This is a genomic window from uncultured Microbacterium sp. (assembly GCF_964244775.1).
In the GTDB taxonomy this organism is placed as follows: domain Bacteria; phylum Actinomycetota; class Actinomycetes; order Actinomycetales; family Microbacteriaceae; genus Microbacterium.
In genome coordinates this window covers 56,133-69,790 of the sequence record NZ_CAXTJR010000014.1, presented here as the reverse complement: position 1 = coordinate 69,790, position 13,658 = coordinate 56,133, and the positions used below count along the sequence as shown (strand labels likewise).

Genomic DNA, 13,658 nt, shown 5'->3' with positions numbered 1-13,658 from the left:
GTCAGCAGCTCAACCGCGATTCACGCAACAACGTCTCTGGACATCACAGCTAACCTGCCCGCCGTAGTCCAGCCACAGGACTTCCCAGCGCTCAGCTTGGGACTCGCACCACACATGACTGCGTGTGCGCTCCCAGAAGTACAGCGCGCCGGTGAAGTAGTGACGGACGCCTTTCGAAGTGCGCACCTTCACCGGATCAATCGCAGCCCAGTCCCGTCCGCCGAGTTCTCTGCTGGTAACGGCGTGCTGCTGTCCGACCCCGACGCCGGCCTCGTCCAATCGCGATATCCAGTGCAGCTCGGTACCTGCCGAACGACGCCGGGTCGTGATCTGCTTCGCGATGTGGACCGGCCGCATCTGGATGCCTCCTCGTCAGGCGCACAACGCTGTGTGCCTGACGCTGATGCTCCCGCTGCACGAGCGCAGCTCTCGGAGCCGCACCGGCGTTTTGCCGCATCCGATGCAACGACAACGGAGACCAGTGCAACGAAAGGGTCCCAAGTGCAGCGAGAACACGTTTCCGACACGAGCGACTCTTGCGCGAACAGCATCCGCTCGCTAATCTACAACCAAATGGTTGCACAACGGGAGCTCAGCGATGAAGAGATCGACCGCGTCTTCCATGCCCTCGCAGATGCGACGCGACGCGATATCGTCCGCCGGACGATCGATTCAGAGCTGTCGATCTCGAAGGTCGCCGCGGACTACGACATGTCGTTCGCCGCGGTGCAGAAGCACGTCGCGGTGCTCGAGTCCGCCCACCTCATCGTCAAGCGCGCCGAAGGGCGCGAGCGCCTCGTGCGCGCAAACCCGGCCATGATCGCCCGCGCCCGCACACTGCTCGGGCGCTTCGAAGACATGTGGCGCGCCCGCATAGACCGCCTGGACGCGCTCCTGACCGAACCTGAAAACAAAGGAGAGTGACATGCCCGTCACCGCCGTCACGACCGATCCCGAAGCGCTCACCATGACGCTCGAGGCGGAGTTCTCCGCCCCCGTCGAGCGGCTCTGGTCGGTCTTCACCGACCCTGAGCAGCTCGGGCGCTTCTGGGGCCCTCCGGGGTGGCCGTCCACGTTCACGGCGTTCGACTTCGCCGTCGGTGCCCACGCGAACTACTTCATGACGAGCCCGCAGGGCGAGAAGTCGGGCGGGCGCTGGGAGTTCATCGAGATCGACGCGCCCCGCTCGTTTGCCGTGCTCGACTCGTTCGCCGATGAGACCGGCGCACCGATCGAGGGAATGCCCTCGATGCGCATGGTGCTGTCATTCGAGTCGACGGCCACGGGGTCGAAGCTCGTCAGCACGAGCCACTTCACGTCGGCCGAAGCACTCGAGCAGGTCGTCGCGATGGGCGCCGTCGAGGGCTCGACGATGGCGATGAACCAGCTCGATCGCGTGCTGGAAGGACTCCGCGCCTACGCGCAGGGAAAAGGCACGCGCACCGAGATCCTCGACGATCAGCACGTGCGCATCACGCGGCTCATCGAAGGACCGCGCGACATCGTCTGGCGCGCCCACACCGAGCCCGAGCTGCTCAGGCAGTGGCTGCTCGGCCCGGATGGCTGGCGCATGACCGTGTGCGACTTCACGCCGGAAGAGGGCACGTCGTACCGCTACGCGTGGGAGCCGGACGACCCTGCTCGCGGCGAGCCGTTCGGGTTCGACGGTGAGAACCTCGTCGTCGTACCGGGGCGCCGGCTGACGAACACCGAGCGCATGACCGGCACCGACTACCCGGCGACGCTGAACGACCTCAGCCTCGAGGAGGAGGACGGTGTGACGCTGGTCACGACGCTCATCGAGTACCCGGACGCCGAGACCCGCGACATGGTGCTGGCAACCGGCATGACCGACGGCATGGAAGCGAGCTACGCGCGCCTCGAGCGCGTGCTCATCGCGGCCTGACCGGCGCGCTTCACCGCCGCCGCCTACGATGGCGGCGTGGACTTCTCCTTCGCCTTCACGCCCGATCTGCTCGCGGTGTTCCTGACGCTGTTCGTCCTCGAGGTCGTCCTGGGCGTCGACAACGTGATCTTCATCTCGATCCTCGCCTCCAAGCTGCCGGTAGAGCAGCAAGCGCGAGCGCGCAACCTCGGGCTGACGCTGGCGATGCTGATCCGCGTGCTGCTGGTATTCTTCGCCGGCTGGATCATCACGCTGAAGGAAGACATCGTCGTGCTGTTCGGAATGGGCTTCTCGTGGAAGGACTTCATCCTCATCGCCGGCGGGATCTTCCTCGTCTACAAGGCGGTGACCGAGATCCACCACAAGCTCGAGGGCGCCGAAGAGCAGGACGCGGCAGGGCCCAAGCGGGTCACGTTCGCATCGGTGCTGACGCAGATCCTGCTGCTGGACATCGTGTTCTCGCTCGACTCGGTCATCACCGCGGTCGGCATGACCGAGAACCTCCTCGTCATCATCACCGTCGTCGTGCTCTCGTTCGGCATCATGCTCTTCGCCTCGAGATTCATCTTCACGTTCGTCAACAAGCATCCGACCGTCAAGATGCTCGCCCTCTCGTTCCTCCTCCTGATCGGGGTGTTCCTGGTCGCCGAGGGCTTCGGCGTTCACATCGACAAGGCGCTCATCTACGCTCCGATGGCCTTCGCGATCCTCGTCGAGGCCCTCAACCTCACGTACGCGGCGCGCAACGCGGCGCGTGAGAAGAAGCGGCAGAGCGCGGTGCAGTTGCGCCCGCAGTATCCCGACGTCGATGAGTCGGTCGCCGTCGCCGCGGCGCTGTCGAGTGCCGCGGATGCGGGATCCGTCGGCCTTTCGCGCAAGCCCGTGCAGGGGCGGCCCGACGGGAGCGAGGAGCGCGCGGGGCTAGGGTAGCGGCGTGTCCAGGTGCGAGCGGAGCGTCGCGTCGGCGTACTCGGTCGGGTAGACGCCCCGCTCCTGCAGGAGCGGGATCACCTTCTCGGTGAACTCGTCAAGACCCGTCGGGGTGATCGTGGGCACGAGGATGAACCCATCGCTGCCGCCGGCCTGCACGAACTCGTCGAGGCGCTCGGCGACGTCCTGCGGTGTGCCGATGAACGGCGGCCTGGCGTCTTTCGTGATGACAGCCTGACGGATGCTGAGGCCTTCGGCCTCTGCGCGGGAGTGCCAGGCTTCCGCCACCCCCCGGGTGTCTTGGTGGATGGTCGCGCGCCCCTGGGCGAGCTGAGTGCCGGTGACGACGAGGTCGAGCGGAGGAAGGGGGCCGTCGGGGTCGAAGTCGCTGAGTTCGCGGCCCCACACGGCCTCGAGCGTGCGCAGTGCGGTGGCCCCGCTGATCTGCGCGGCGCGCTCGAATCGGTAGCGCTCCTCGGCGTCGCCCGCGCTGTCGCCGAGCACGAAGGTCGCGCCGGGGAGGATCTTGAGATCGTCGGGCCGGCGGCCCGCGGCGACGACGCGCGCCTTCACGTCCTCGAAGAACTCCTGCGCGGGCGCGAGAGTCGCGAACGGCGAGAAGATCGCGTCCGCGTAGCGAGCCGCGAAGTCGCGTCCCTCCGCAGACACTCCGGCCTGCAGGATCACCGGCCGGCCCTGCGGGCTCGGCGGCGCGTCCAATCGCGCGCGCACGTCGAAGAAGTCGCTCTCGAACACCGTCTCGGTCCGCGTGCCCGCGTGCTCCCACAGCGCCCGCGCGAGCTCGACGAAGTCGTCGGCTCGGCGGTAGCGATCGGCGGAGTCGAGATAGCCGCCGCGACGGAAGTTCGCTCCGGTGAAGGCGTCGTTGGTCGTCACGACATTCCACCCGGCGCGACCACCGGAAAGGACATCGAGCGAAAGCAGCTGGCGCGCGAGCTCGTACGGCTCGTTGTAGGTCGTATTCAGCGTCGCAACCAGTCCCACCCGCTCGGTGATGGCGGCGACCGCGGCGAGCACCGAGATCGAGTCGGGGCGACCGACGACATCCAGATCGTGGATGCGACCGGCATGCTCCCGCACCCGCAGACCCTCGGCGAGGAACACGAAGTCGAACAGGCCGCGCTCGGCGGTCCGGCCGAAATGCTCGAACGACGCGAAGTCGATCTGGCTGCCCGCGCGCGGATCGGACCAGATCGTGGTGCTGTTCACCCCGGGGAAATGCGCGGCCAGGTGCACGCGGCGCTTGGCGGTCATGCGGAGATCCCTTCGCGAACGTAGCGGCTGACGGGCCTGGCGAGGCCCAGGCGATCGCGGAAGGTTCCGCCCCGACCCGATGCGATGCCGCGCAGGGCCTCGGCGACGCCCTCGACCTCGTCGGGGAGCCGGTCGAACACGATAACGGCCCCGTCGGCGCCGGTCTCCTGGCGAATCGAGACGGCACGTCCTGCGTCGCCGTGAGGCGAATCCGAGGCGGCGAGATCGACGAGGACGGCGACGCCCGAACGCCCGCTCTCCTGCACGGCCTTCCGTGCACGTGCGACTCCCGCCGCAGACACGCGGATGACGTCCGCCCGCGCGGCGGCGACGGCCGGGGCATCGTCGTCTTCGTCGTCGACCCGGACGACGATCGGCGGCTGCCCCTGCGGGCTCCGCGGCACGATCGAGGGCCCCTTCACGGAGAGGAATCGCCCGACGAAATCGACGTGGTGCACGCGGTCGCGATCGATGAACCGACCCGTGTCGACGTCGCGGATCTCGGCGTCGTCCTCCCAGCTGTCCCAGAGACGGCTGACGACGTCGATGACCTCGTCGGCCTCGGCCCAGAGCGTGGCGTCGTCCTCGACGCCCTTGCGTCCGAAGAGCGCCGCGATGCGAGCATCCGTCTCGACTCCCGGCTGCCACCCGGCGCGGCCGCGACTGACGAAGTCGAGGGTCTGAACGACCTTTGCGACGTGGAAGGGCTCGGTGTGCGTCGTCGTGATGACGGGCACCAGCGCCGCGTACCGGGTGCGCGGCGCTGCGAAGTTGGCGAGGGTGCCGCTGTCGACCGCCAGGGCGTCTTCGCGCGCGAGGTAGCCGTCGGAGATGACGATGAAGTCAACCTCCGCGGCGTCCACGGCGACGATCGCATCGATCACGCGCTGGGGCGCGTCATCCGCACCCGCGCTCGCCGGCAGGTCCACCCCGATGATGAGGGGCTCGAGAGCCCCAGCGATGCGGATGTTCGACGCGGTCATCGGGCCACTCTGCTTTCACTCATCGCTGGGGTCTTCCGCGCCGGAGTCGGAGCGGGACCAGTTCCAGACTCAACCCTTCCACGGAGGTGGGGTCACCGCGCATCACCGCCGGTCACGCATCGTCACGCGCATTCACGCGGCAACACAATTCGTCACATCGCCGGTGCGGGAGCTGACGCGCTATCTCAAGGTCGAGCAGGGCCGAGGAACTCCTTCGCCGCGACCACGAGCGTGTCGACGCCGCGCTCGAGCGTCGGATGCAGCACCGGTGCGAAGAACGGCGAATGGTTGGTGGGTACGTCGCGATCGAGGGTGCCGCCGGCCGCAGCATCCGCGTATTTCTGCGGATCCACGCCACCCCAAAACCAGTACACGAGCGGCACTTCCGCTTCGCGGGCGAACCATGAGACGTCTTCGCTGCCCGTGAACATGCCGGGGTCGACGACTGCGCCTTCGCCGAAGGCGCCCTCGAACGCCGCGATGAGGCGGGCGGTCGCGGTCTCGTCGTTGATCGTCGGCGGGAGGGTGTGGTCGGTGACGATCTGGGGAGGCACTTCTGCGCCGGATGCTGCGGCCTCCGCCCGCACGATCCGCTCCACCTTCTCGATCACTCGTGTGCGGGCCGTGTCGTCGGGGTAGCGCAGGCTGAGCTCGAGCTTTGCTTCGGCGGGGATGATGTTGTTCTTGAGCCCCGCATGGATCGATCCGACGGTGACGACGGCGACGTCGCGCGGATCGACCTCGCGCGAGACGACCGTCTGGAGCCGCATGACGGTCGCGGCGGCCATGACGACCGGATCGATCGTCGAGTGCGGGCGCGAGCCGTGCCCGCCGCGGCCGAAGAGGGTCACGGTGAGGCCGTCGGAGGCAGCCATCTGCGTACCAGGGCGCACGCCGATCACGCCGGACGGCAGAGGTGTGAGGTGCTGGCCGAGCACGATATCGGGGCGGGGGAAGCGGTCGAGCACGCCGTCGGCGATCATCGCCTGAGCGCCCGCGCCATACTCCTCGGCAGGCTGGAAGACGACGACGATCGTGCCCGACCATTCGTCCTTGCAGCTTGCGAGCTTCTCGAGCGCGCCGAGCATCGCCGTGACGTGCATGTCGTGCCCGCACGCGTGCATCACGGGGACGTCGTTGCCGGCGGGATCGGTGCCGCGCGCCGTGCTGGCGTACTCGAGGCCCGTCTGCTCGCGCACGGGAAGAGCATCCATGTCGGCGCGCAGCCAGACGACGGGCCCCTCGGTCCCTGAGCCTGCCGAAGGGTTGCGGATCACAGCCGCGATGCCCGTCTTGCCGATGCCCTCTTCGAACTCGATGCCCAGCTCGGCCAGGTTCGCCGCGACGACTCCCGCGGTGCGCGTCTCCTGGAACGAGAGCTCAGGGTGGCGATGCAGGTCGATGTAGAGCGCTTCGAGATCGATCGTCATGCCCCGAGCCTATCCGCGGCCCCGGCGCCGTCCCCTGCCGCAATGCACCCTCGATCTTCGCAATGCACCCTCGATCTTCGCAATGCACCCTCGCCGAGGGTGAATTGCGGGAGCCGAGGGTGCATTGCGGGTCAGGGCGCGGCGACCAGCCAAACGGTCACGTCCTGCGGGATCGCGGTCCCCGCGAGGGGCTCGCTGCTCAGCAGCACTTCCGACCCCTCCGGGATCTCGACCGGGGTCGCCCCGAAGTTCGTCAGCACGGTCACCTCGCCGTTGCGGAACGCCAGCACATCGGCCTGCGCCGGAAGCCACTCGAGCGCGCCGAGCCCGAGGCCGTGCGCGCGCCGCGCCCGCAGCGCATCACGGTACATCGAGAGCGTCGACGAGTCGTCGCCGCGCTGCACCTCGCAGGCGAATCGCGCCCACTCGGCGGGCTGCGGAAGCCACGCGGCGCCCGTGTCGTTGAAGCCGTACGCGGGCGCCGATGCCTCCCAGGGGAGCGGGACGCGGCATCCGTCCCTCCCGTACTTCTCGCCGTGCGTGCGGAACCACGTCGGGTCTTGGCGGGCATCGTCCGGCAGGTCGATCACCTCGGGGAGCCCGAGCTCTTCGCCCTGATATAGGTAGCTCGACCCCGGCAGGGCGAGCATCAGCGCCGTCGCAGCGCGGGCGCGGCGAAGTCCGAGCTCGGGGATGGGCTGCCCCGCTGATCGCGGCCCGACTCCGGACCCCTGCGGATTCTCGGCCGTCAGCGCGAGGCGGCTGGCGTGCCGGACGACGTCGTGATTGGACAGCACCCACGTGCTCGGCGCGCCGATGGCCGCGTAGTCGCGCAGCGACTCGTCGATCACGTCCTTGAGCTCGGTCTCCTTCCAGGGCGTCTCGAGGTATGCGAAATTGAACGCCTGGTGCATCTCGTCGGGCCGCACCCAGAGCGCGGTCTTCTCGATCGTCGGCAGCCAGGCCTCGGCGCACAGCGCGCGATCGCCGTCGTACTCGGCGAGCACTTTATGCCAGTCGCGGTATACGTCGTGCACGCCGCGCTGGCCCCAGTACGGCACGTCGGCCTCGTCGCCGCCCATCGATCCGCCCTCGGGGTGGGGCGTGTAGTCGGGAAGGCCTTCGGCCTTGACCAGCCCGTGCGCGACGTCGACGCGGAAGCCGTCGACCCCCCGGTCGAGCCAGAAGCGCAGGATGCGGCGGAACTCGGCCCACACCTCGGGGTTCGACCAGTCGAAGTCGGGCTGCGACGAGTCGAACAGGTGCAGGTACCACTGACCGGGCGTGCCGTCGGCCTCGACGATGCGGGTCCATGCCGGACCGCCGAAGACCGACTCCCAGTTGTTGGGAGCGATCTCGCCGTTCGCGCCCTTGCCGTCGCGGAACATATAGCGCGCCCGCTCGGGGCTTCCTGGCTCGGCGGCGAGAGCCGCCTGGAACCACACGTGCTGATCGGACGAATGGTTCGGGACGAGATCGACGATCAGCCGGATGCCGCGGCCGTGCGCCTGCGCGAGCAGTTCGTCGAAGTCGGCCAGGGTTCCGAACAGCGGGTCGACGTCGCAATAATCCGCGACGTCGTAGCCGGCATCCTTCTGCGGGGAGGTCATGAACGGCGAGAGCCATATCGCATCGACACCGAGGTCGAGCAGGTCGTCGAGGTGAGCGGCGATGCCGCGGAGGTCGCCGATGCCATCGCCGTTCGCGTCCGCGAACGAGCGCGGGTAGATCTGGTAGATGACGGCCGAACGCCACCATTCTCGTCCGGGGCGGGAGGCGAGCCCGTGCGCGAGCAGGGACACGTCGGGCGAGGTCATGCGCTCCAGAATACGTGACGCTCCGAGGCGCTCTCCGGCCGCGGGTAGGGTGGGCGCGTGCCGATCCCCGATCCGACGACCGCCGCGCTCGAGCGAGCCGAGTCGCTGATCCGCAGCATCCCGGACTATCCCGAACCGGGCATCCTCTTCCGCGACATCACACCGTTGCTGGCGGATGCCGCGGGCCTGCGCGCGTGCATCGACGCCCTCATCGAGCCCTTCGCCGGCACTTTCGACGTCGTCGCCGGCGTCGAGGCGCGCGGGTTCCTGCTTGCCGGGGCGATCGCCGTCGCTGCGGAGGTCGGGCTCGTGCCGATCCGTAAAGCGGGCAAGCTGCCCCGACCCGCGGCATCCGTTTCGTACACACTCGAGTACGCCACCGCGACGATCGAAGCGCACGACGACATCGCCGACGGCACCCGCGTGCTGCTCGTTGACGACGTGCTCGCGACGGGAGGCACGATCGCCGCGGCACACGACCTCATCGGCCAGCTCGGCGGAGTGGTCGTCGGCACGGCCGTGCTCATGGAGTTGGACGCCCTCGGGGGGCGCACGGTGCTCGCCGGGATGCCGGTGACGGCGCTGCTCCACGGCTGACGCGGCGTCTCAGCGACCGGGGTCGACTTTTCGCCCGCGCACGTGCACAGCCGCGACCGCGGCCTCGCGCATCCCCATCAGCAGGGTGAACAGGTGGGCCTCGGCGCTCTGCTCGGCCGCAAAGGCCAGGGCGGTGTCGAAGCCGGGTTGGGCCGCAGCATCCACGATCACGAAATCCGCGTCCTTGCCGACATCGAAGTTACCGAGCAGGCGCTCCTGATCAAGGGCACGCGCCCCGGCGAGCGTGCCGAGGAACAGCAGCTGCGCCGGAGCGATCGCCTGTGCGAGCAGCCCCTCCTCGCTCATGTGCACCTTGAAGGCGTCGTTGAGCACGCGTGGGATCAGCCACTCGTCGCCCGCGCCCACGTCGGTGCCGACCGCGATGTTCACGCCCGAGGTGACCGTGCGCCGCCACGGCATCGTGCCGCTGCCCAGGAACAGCTGCGAGGTCGGGCAGTGCGCGATCGACGATCCGGTCTCGGCCATGCGGTGCAGCTCGCGCTCGAGGGAGTGCACCGAATGGGCCAGGATGCTGCGCCGCCCGAGCAGAGACTCACCACCGCGCTGGGATCCGGGCAGGAAGAGCCCGTCGTACGTGTCGAGATAGGCCTCCACGCCGTACAGGTCGCGCACCGCGGCGATCTCGCCGTCGTGGGGGCGGTCGTTCTCGTTGAGGTGCGAGTGGAAGTAGACCCCCGCCTCGCGCACCTCGGCGTAGAGGTCGCCGAGGCGCCCGAGGGTCTCCGTCGTGACCGACAGGCTGAATCGCGGCACCACCGCGACCTGGACGAGCGCGTCACGGGCGTCGGCCGCGAAACCGCTGAGCTCGCGCCCGTGCCAGCGCGCGATCTCGTCGCGGGTCAGGCCGATCGCCGTGTCGTCGTCGGTGAGGAGCGGCGCGGCAGATTCTGGACCGGTGGTCTGGATGCCGCGGCCGCTGACGATCCGCAGGCCCGCGCCGAGCGACTTCTCGAAGAGAGCGCCCTGCGCCGTCGGAAACGCAGAGCCGAACACCATCGCCGCCGTCGTGCCGACCGCGATCCGGCGCCGTACGAACTGGGCGGCGATCGCATCCGCGTAGGCGGGGTCGGCGAGCCGCGCCTCGGCGGGGAACACGCAGCGCTCGAGCCATTCCAGCAGCTCGCCGCCGCCGAACGCGTCGGTGGTGAACGTCTGCGGGTAGTGCAGGTGGGTGTCGACGAAGCCGGGGAGTAGGTACCCGCCGCTGTCGACGACCACGTCCGCGGCCAGCTCGGGCGGAAGATCGCGCCAGGCGCCGGCATACGCGACCCGGCCCTGCGCGTCGACGGCGAGTACGCCGTCGACCTCCGAGATCAGAGCGTCGGCTGCCTCGTCGAGCGCGGGACTGCCGGCGATGTGGATGAGATGTCCGCGGTAGATCATGGGCCACCTCCTCAGGGATCGGGCTCGGGGTGGGCACTCACCACCCGTGCCGGCTGCGATTTCCGCCCCAGATCAGGGATGTCGTCTCAGCATCACTGTCCGCGACGTGATGGCTATCACCAACCCGACAACAGACGTTGCGAGCCCGGTCGCCGAGGCGAAGAACACCCACGCGTTCGATCCCCACAGTGCGTCCGGATTGGACGCCAGCACCAACGCTACAGCCGCCGCCACTGCGAGCACCGTCACTCCAAAGCAAATGCCCGGGGTGTGACTCGAATCGAATCGCGCGCGGACGGCATTCCACACCGCTATTGCGGCCACGCCGATCGCGATCGCGAGAGCACCCAAGGTTGCGCATGTGCCGATCCAACCCACAATGATGCGAGCAGCTGACAGTGGAGTGCAGCCGATCACGAGCGGCGCGAAAGTCCACGCCACGCCCTCCGTGCACGGGAGATTCCGGAGCAAGACGATGGCAATCAGAGAAGCTCCGAACGGAATAGCCAGCCCCGCAAACAGACCGATCCATCCGACTCTGAGAAGAGTCGGGTGGATCGGCGGCCTATGACTCACGGGCACGAGATGTGTCCATGGCTGCCACCGCAACAGAGAACGACACGTCGCCTCCCCACCTCTCTTGCATCGTATTGCGAGGCATCCCCACGCGTTCGCAACTCAGCACGGAATTCCGGAGGGTCGTGGCTGCTCGTAGCCGAAGCGCCCGCCGCGCACGTGCACGATCACGAGCACGTGTGTCACGTGCGACTGACGATGCGTTCGCGGAGGCGGATCGGTGATTTGGTGACGGTTCGCCACTTCAGTTTCGCGTCCCACCAGTAGGGGCCACGAACTTCGGGCACCCCGTGGTTGATCCGGACCATCCATCCGCTGGTGTCTAGGGTGCGGTGGTGGAACCAGCAGAGCAGGACTCCGTTGTCGGTATGAGTCGGCCCACCCCGCGAGTGCTCAGTGACATGGTGGAGCTCGCACCAGTCGGCGGGGATGTGGCAGCCCGGGATGATGCACCCGCCGTCGCGGAGGGTGATCGCCCGGCGTTGATGGTGGGTGAAGCCACGCTCCAGGCTGCCCAATTGGATGATGCGGCCGTAGGTGTCGAACACGACCTTCTGGACTGCTCCGGCGCACGCGATGTGTCGGGCGAATGCGAGCGGGAGAGGCTGGTCGGAACCTGCCAGGTGCGCGAACCCGCGACCGGTCGCGAGGTCTTCTTCTCGTACCGACACCACGAGGGTGGGAGCAGACCCGCCGAGAGTAGGCATTCCTCCGGAAGCGGCGGCGACGTTCAGGATCGTCGCGAGTGCATCGTGCCGCTTTTGCGCCTGGGTCCGGATGTCGGCGGTCGCGAAGAACGGGGCATCCGGGTCGTCGGGGTCGACGGTCGCATCACCATCGGCGTCGGACTCGGCGAAATGCGGGCCGTCGGGCGCGAGGGCCCCGTCGACCTGGGGGTTGAGCAGGCTGTCGATCAGGCGTTGCAGCTGGCCGGCGACGTCGGGCACCACATTTCCGTGCAGCCCGTGCACCCCGGCTCGGCAGGGGCCGATCGTGAGCCCTCGCTTGCGCATCGCGCGCGAATCGTCGGGCTCGGCGCCGTCCTGATCGAAGTACATCGCCCACACCGTCGCGAGCGCCCGCAGGTCTTCGGCGGATGCCGGCGGTGCCGCGTCGGCACCCTCACCGCAGGCGGTCGCGGCGATCTCCTCGTCAGCGGCCAGAATCGCCGCGGTGCCGGCGCAGCCGGACAGCAGCGGCCCCGCGACCGCCACCAGTCCGTCGACACCGACCTCGGCTGCCGCGAGCGCGCCGCGCATGCTCGGCAACGCCGCCGGCAGCACCTCACCGGAAGTGAGGGCGACCCTCTGCGCCACCGCGCGGGCGGCTTTGACCACATCACCGGCGCGCTGCTTCGAGCCGCGAGTCACGCGTTGGACGAGCTCGAAAGCCGACCGGCAGCCGAATCGCGTCGTCATCCGATCAGCGTGCAGCCGCCCGTCGGACCTGTTGCACACCTCCGCCGTCGCGGCTACCAGCAACGCCTCTCCGGCACGAGTGACCCGCGCTGCGGCGGCCATCAACTCGAGAACCTCGACCTCGGAGAGCACCCGCAGGGAGGCTGCGCCGAACACATCGCCGACCACATCGAGGAGGTCGTCGCCGACTTTCTCGATAGCTCGCGCGGTGCTGTTGCTCATACCTCCATTCTGGTGAGGGCCTCCGACATTGCACGACGATAAACGGCCAGATCAGCTCGCGAATCCGTGCCTGTGGAAACTTCACATTCGGACCGTGTCTGGGGAGGAGCCGGCGGCGTTCTCGGCAACCAGGCTCGCCTCACGACCGGGCGAGCGGGAGCGCGGCGACAGACGAAACGCCCGGATGCTCAGACGAACGCCGGCAGATCCACCCACGCCGCGGGAGCCGGCGCCACCCCGTCGCGGGTGACCGTGCCCTCGATCAGGCCGTACGGTCGGTCAGCGGCGTAGAACACCTCGTTCGGGTTCTCGAGCCCGAACGGCGACAGGTCGTAGACGAAATGATGCTTGTTGGGCATCGCGAAGCGCATCTCGGCGATCTCGGGGCGAGCCTCGATCGCGGCCTTGCCCATCTCCCACAGCGTCTGCTGCAGCGCCAGCGAGTGCACGGTGGCGAAGGTCGAGAGCAGCACCGACGTCATCTCGGCGTAGAGGCCGTTGTAGTCGATGCCCGCGGCCACCGCTTCGGGAGTGAAGCGCCAGCGGCCGGTGATGGAGGTCGCCATGACCCGGTCGTTCGTCTCGACGAGGGTCGTGTACCCGTCGCGCGGGAAGCCCGTGAACTCGCTCCCGGTCGACTTGAGCACGGTGAGATCCTTGACCCCGCCGGTGACATGGGTCTCGCCGTCCACCGCACGGACGGCCGCGAGTCGCGTGCCGCGGCCGGACCGCACGAACGAGTGGTCGTGCGGCTGACCGTCGACGAGGATGCGCTCCCACTCGTACTGCTCGGCTTGCCACAGGCCCCCCTCGATCCAGTCGAAGTCCGAGACGAAGTGGTCGGCGAGCTTCAGCAGGAACTCCTCGGGCGAGGGGATGCCGTACTCCTTCGCGAACGCGAAGATCGTGTTCTTCTGGGTGTCGGTGGCGACGACCGGGCCGTTGTCACCGTCGAAGTACGAGGGGGCGAGGGCGGCGCCCATCAGCTGCGAGGTCACGTTGAGATCGACGATCTCGTGCCGCGGAGTATCTCGGTAGATGCGCACGACGCGGTTCTCGGCCTTGCCGTACTTGTTGGCACCCAGGCTGACGGAGACCAT

Annotated in this window: 11 protein-coding genes; 4 read left to right on the top strand and 7 right to left on the bottom strand. The window is 68.4% G+C overall.

Features of this window, described 5'->3' with window-relative positions:
- The first annotated feature begins 573 nt into the window (after positions 1 to 573).
- Genes ACFE6Z_RS15855 through ACFE6Z_RS15845 form a run of 3 tightly spaced genes read left to right on the top strand, consistent with a single transcriptional unit; the run spans position 574 to position 2,836 of the window.
- On the top strand, positions 574 to 924 hold the full coding sequence (locus ACFE6Z_RS15855) for an ArsR/SmtB family transcription factor (protein WP_375386673.1): 351 nt from the start codon (positions 574 to 576) through the stop codon (positions 922 to 924).
- Position 925: 1 nt separating this feature from the next.
- Complete coding sequence (locus ACFE6Z_RS15850; RefSeq protein ID WP_375386671.1) at positions 926 to 1,906, top strand: SRPBCC domain-containing protein; 981 nt, start codon at positions 926 to 928, stop codon at positions 1,904 to 1,906.
- Positions 1,907 to 1,942: 36 nt separating this feature from the next.
- On the top strand, positions 1,943 to 2,836 hold the full coding sequence (locus ACFE6Z_RS15845) for a TerC family protein (RefSeq protein ID WP_375386670.1): 894 nt from the start codon (positions 1,943 to 1,945) through the stop codon (positions 2,834 to 2,836).
- On the opposite strand, the gene ACFE6Z_RS15840 is transcribed toward ACFE6Z_RS15845, so the two are convergent.
- From ACFE6Z_RS15840 to ACFE6Z_RS15825, 4 genes are all read right to left on the bottom strand, one after another.
- Positions 2,828 to 4,111, bottom strand: a complete 1,284-nt coding sequence (locus ACFE6Z_RS15840) for an NtaA/DmoA family FMN-dependent monooxygenase (RefSeq protein ID WP_375386669.1) — start codon at positions 4,109 to 4,111, stop codon at positions 2,828 to 2,830. The two genes, ACFE6Z_RS15845 and ACFE6Z_RS15840, sit on opposite strands and share 9 nt — an antisense overlap.
- Positions 4,108 to 5,094, bottom strand: a complete 987-nt coding sequence (locus ACFE6Z_RS15835) for an LLM class flavin-dependent oxidoreductase (RefSeq protein ID WP_375386668.1) — start codon at positions 5,092 to 5,094, stop codon at positions 4,108 to 4,110. Before ACFE6Z_RS15835 ends, ACFE6Z_RS15840 begins: the two co-directional genes overlap by 4 nt.
- Before the next feature lie 185 nt (positions 5,095 to 5,279).
- On the bottom strand, positions 5,280 to 6,524 hold the full coding sequence (locus ACFE6Z_RS15830; RefSeq protein ID WP_375386667.1) for an amidohydrolase: 1,245 nt from the start codon (positions 6,522 to 6,524) through the stop codon (positions 5,280 to 5,282).
- A gap of 131 nt (positions 6,525 to 6,655) precedes the next feature.
- Positions 6,656 to 8,341 (bottom strand): alpha-amylase family glycosyl hydrolase, encoded by a 1,686-nt coding sequence (locus ACFE6Z_RS15825; RefSeq protein ID WP_375386666.1) that lies wholly within the window; start codon positions 8,339 to 8,341, stop codon positions 6,656 to 6,658.
- Positions 8,342 to 8,404: 63 nt separating this feature from the next.
- Here ACFE6Z_RS15825 and ACFE6Z_RS15820 point away from each other — a divergent pair, with 63 nt between their 5' ends.
- Complete coding sequence (locus tag ACFE6Z_RS15820) at positions 8,405 to 8,938, top strand: adenine phosphoribosyltransferase (protein WP_375386672.1); 534 nt, start codon at positions 8,405 to 8,407, stop codon at positions 8,936 to 8,938.
- Positions 8,939 to 8,947: 9 nt separating this feature from the next.
- Here the strand turns inward: ACFE6Z_RS15820 and ACFE6Z_RS15815 are convergent, their stop codons facing one another.
- The 3 genes from ACFE6Z_RS15815 to pucL form a co-directional block, all read right to left on the bottom strand.
- Positions 8,948 to 10,342, bottom strand: coding sequence for an amidohydrolase family protein (locus ACFE6Z_RS15815; RefSeq protein WP_375386665.1), 1,395 nt, complete (start codon positions 10,340 to 10,342; stop codon positions 8,948 to 8,950).
- Positions 10,343 to 11,100: 758 nt separating this feature from the next.
- Complete coding sequence (locus tag ACFE6Z_RS15810; protein ID WP_375386664.1) at positions 11,101 to 12,558, bottom strand: DUF222 domain-containing protein; 1,458 nt, start codon at positions 12,556 to 12,558, stop codon at positions 11,101 to 11,103.
- A 188-nt stretch (positions 12,559 to 12,746) separates the two neighbouring features.
- Positions 12,747 to 13,658, bottom strand: coding sequence for a factor-independent urate hydroxylase (gene pucL / locus ACFE6Z_RS15805; RefSeq protein WP_375386663.1), 912 nt, complete (start codon positions 13,656 to 13,658; stop codon positions 12,747 to 12,749).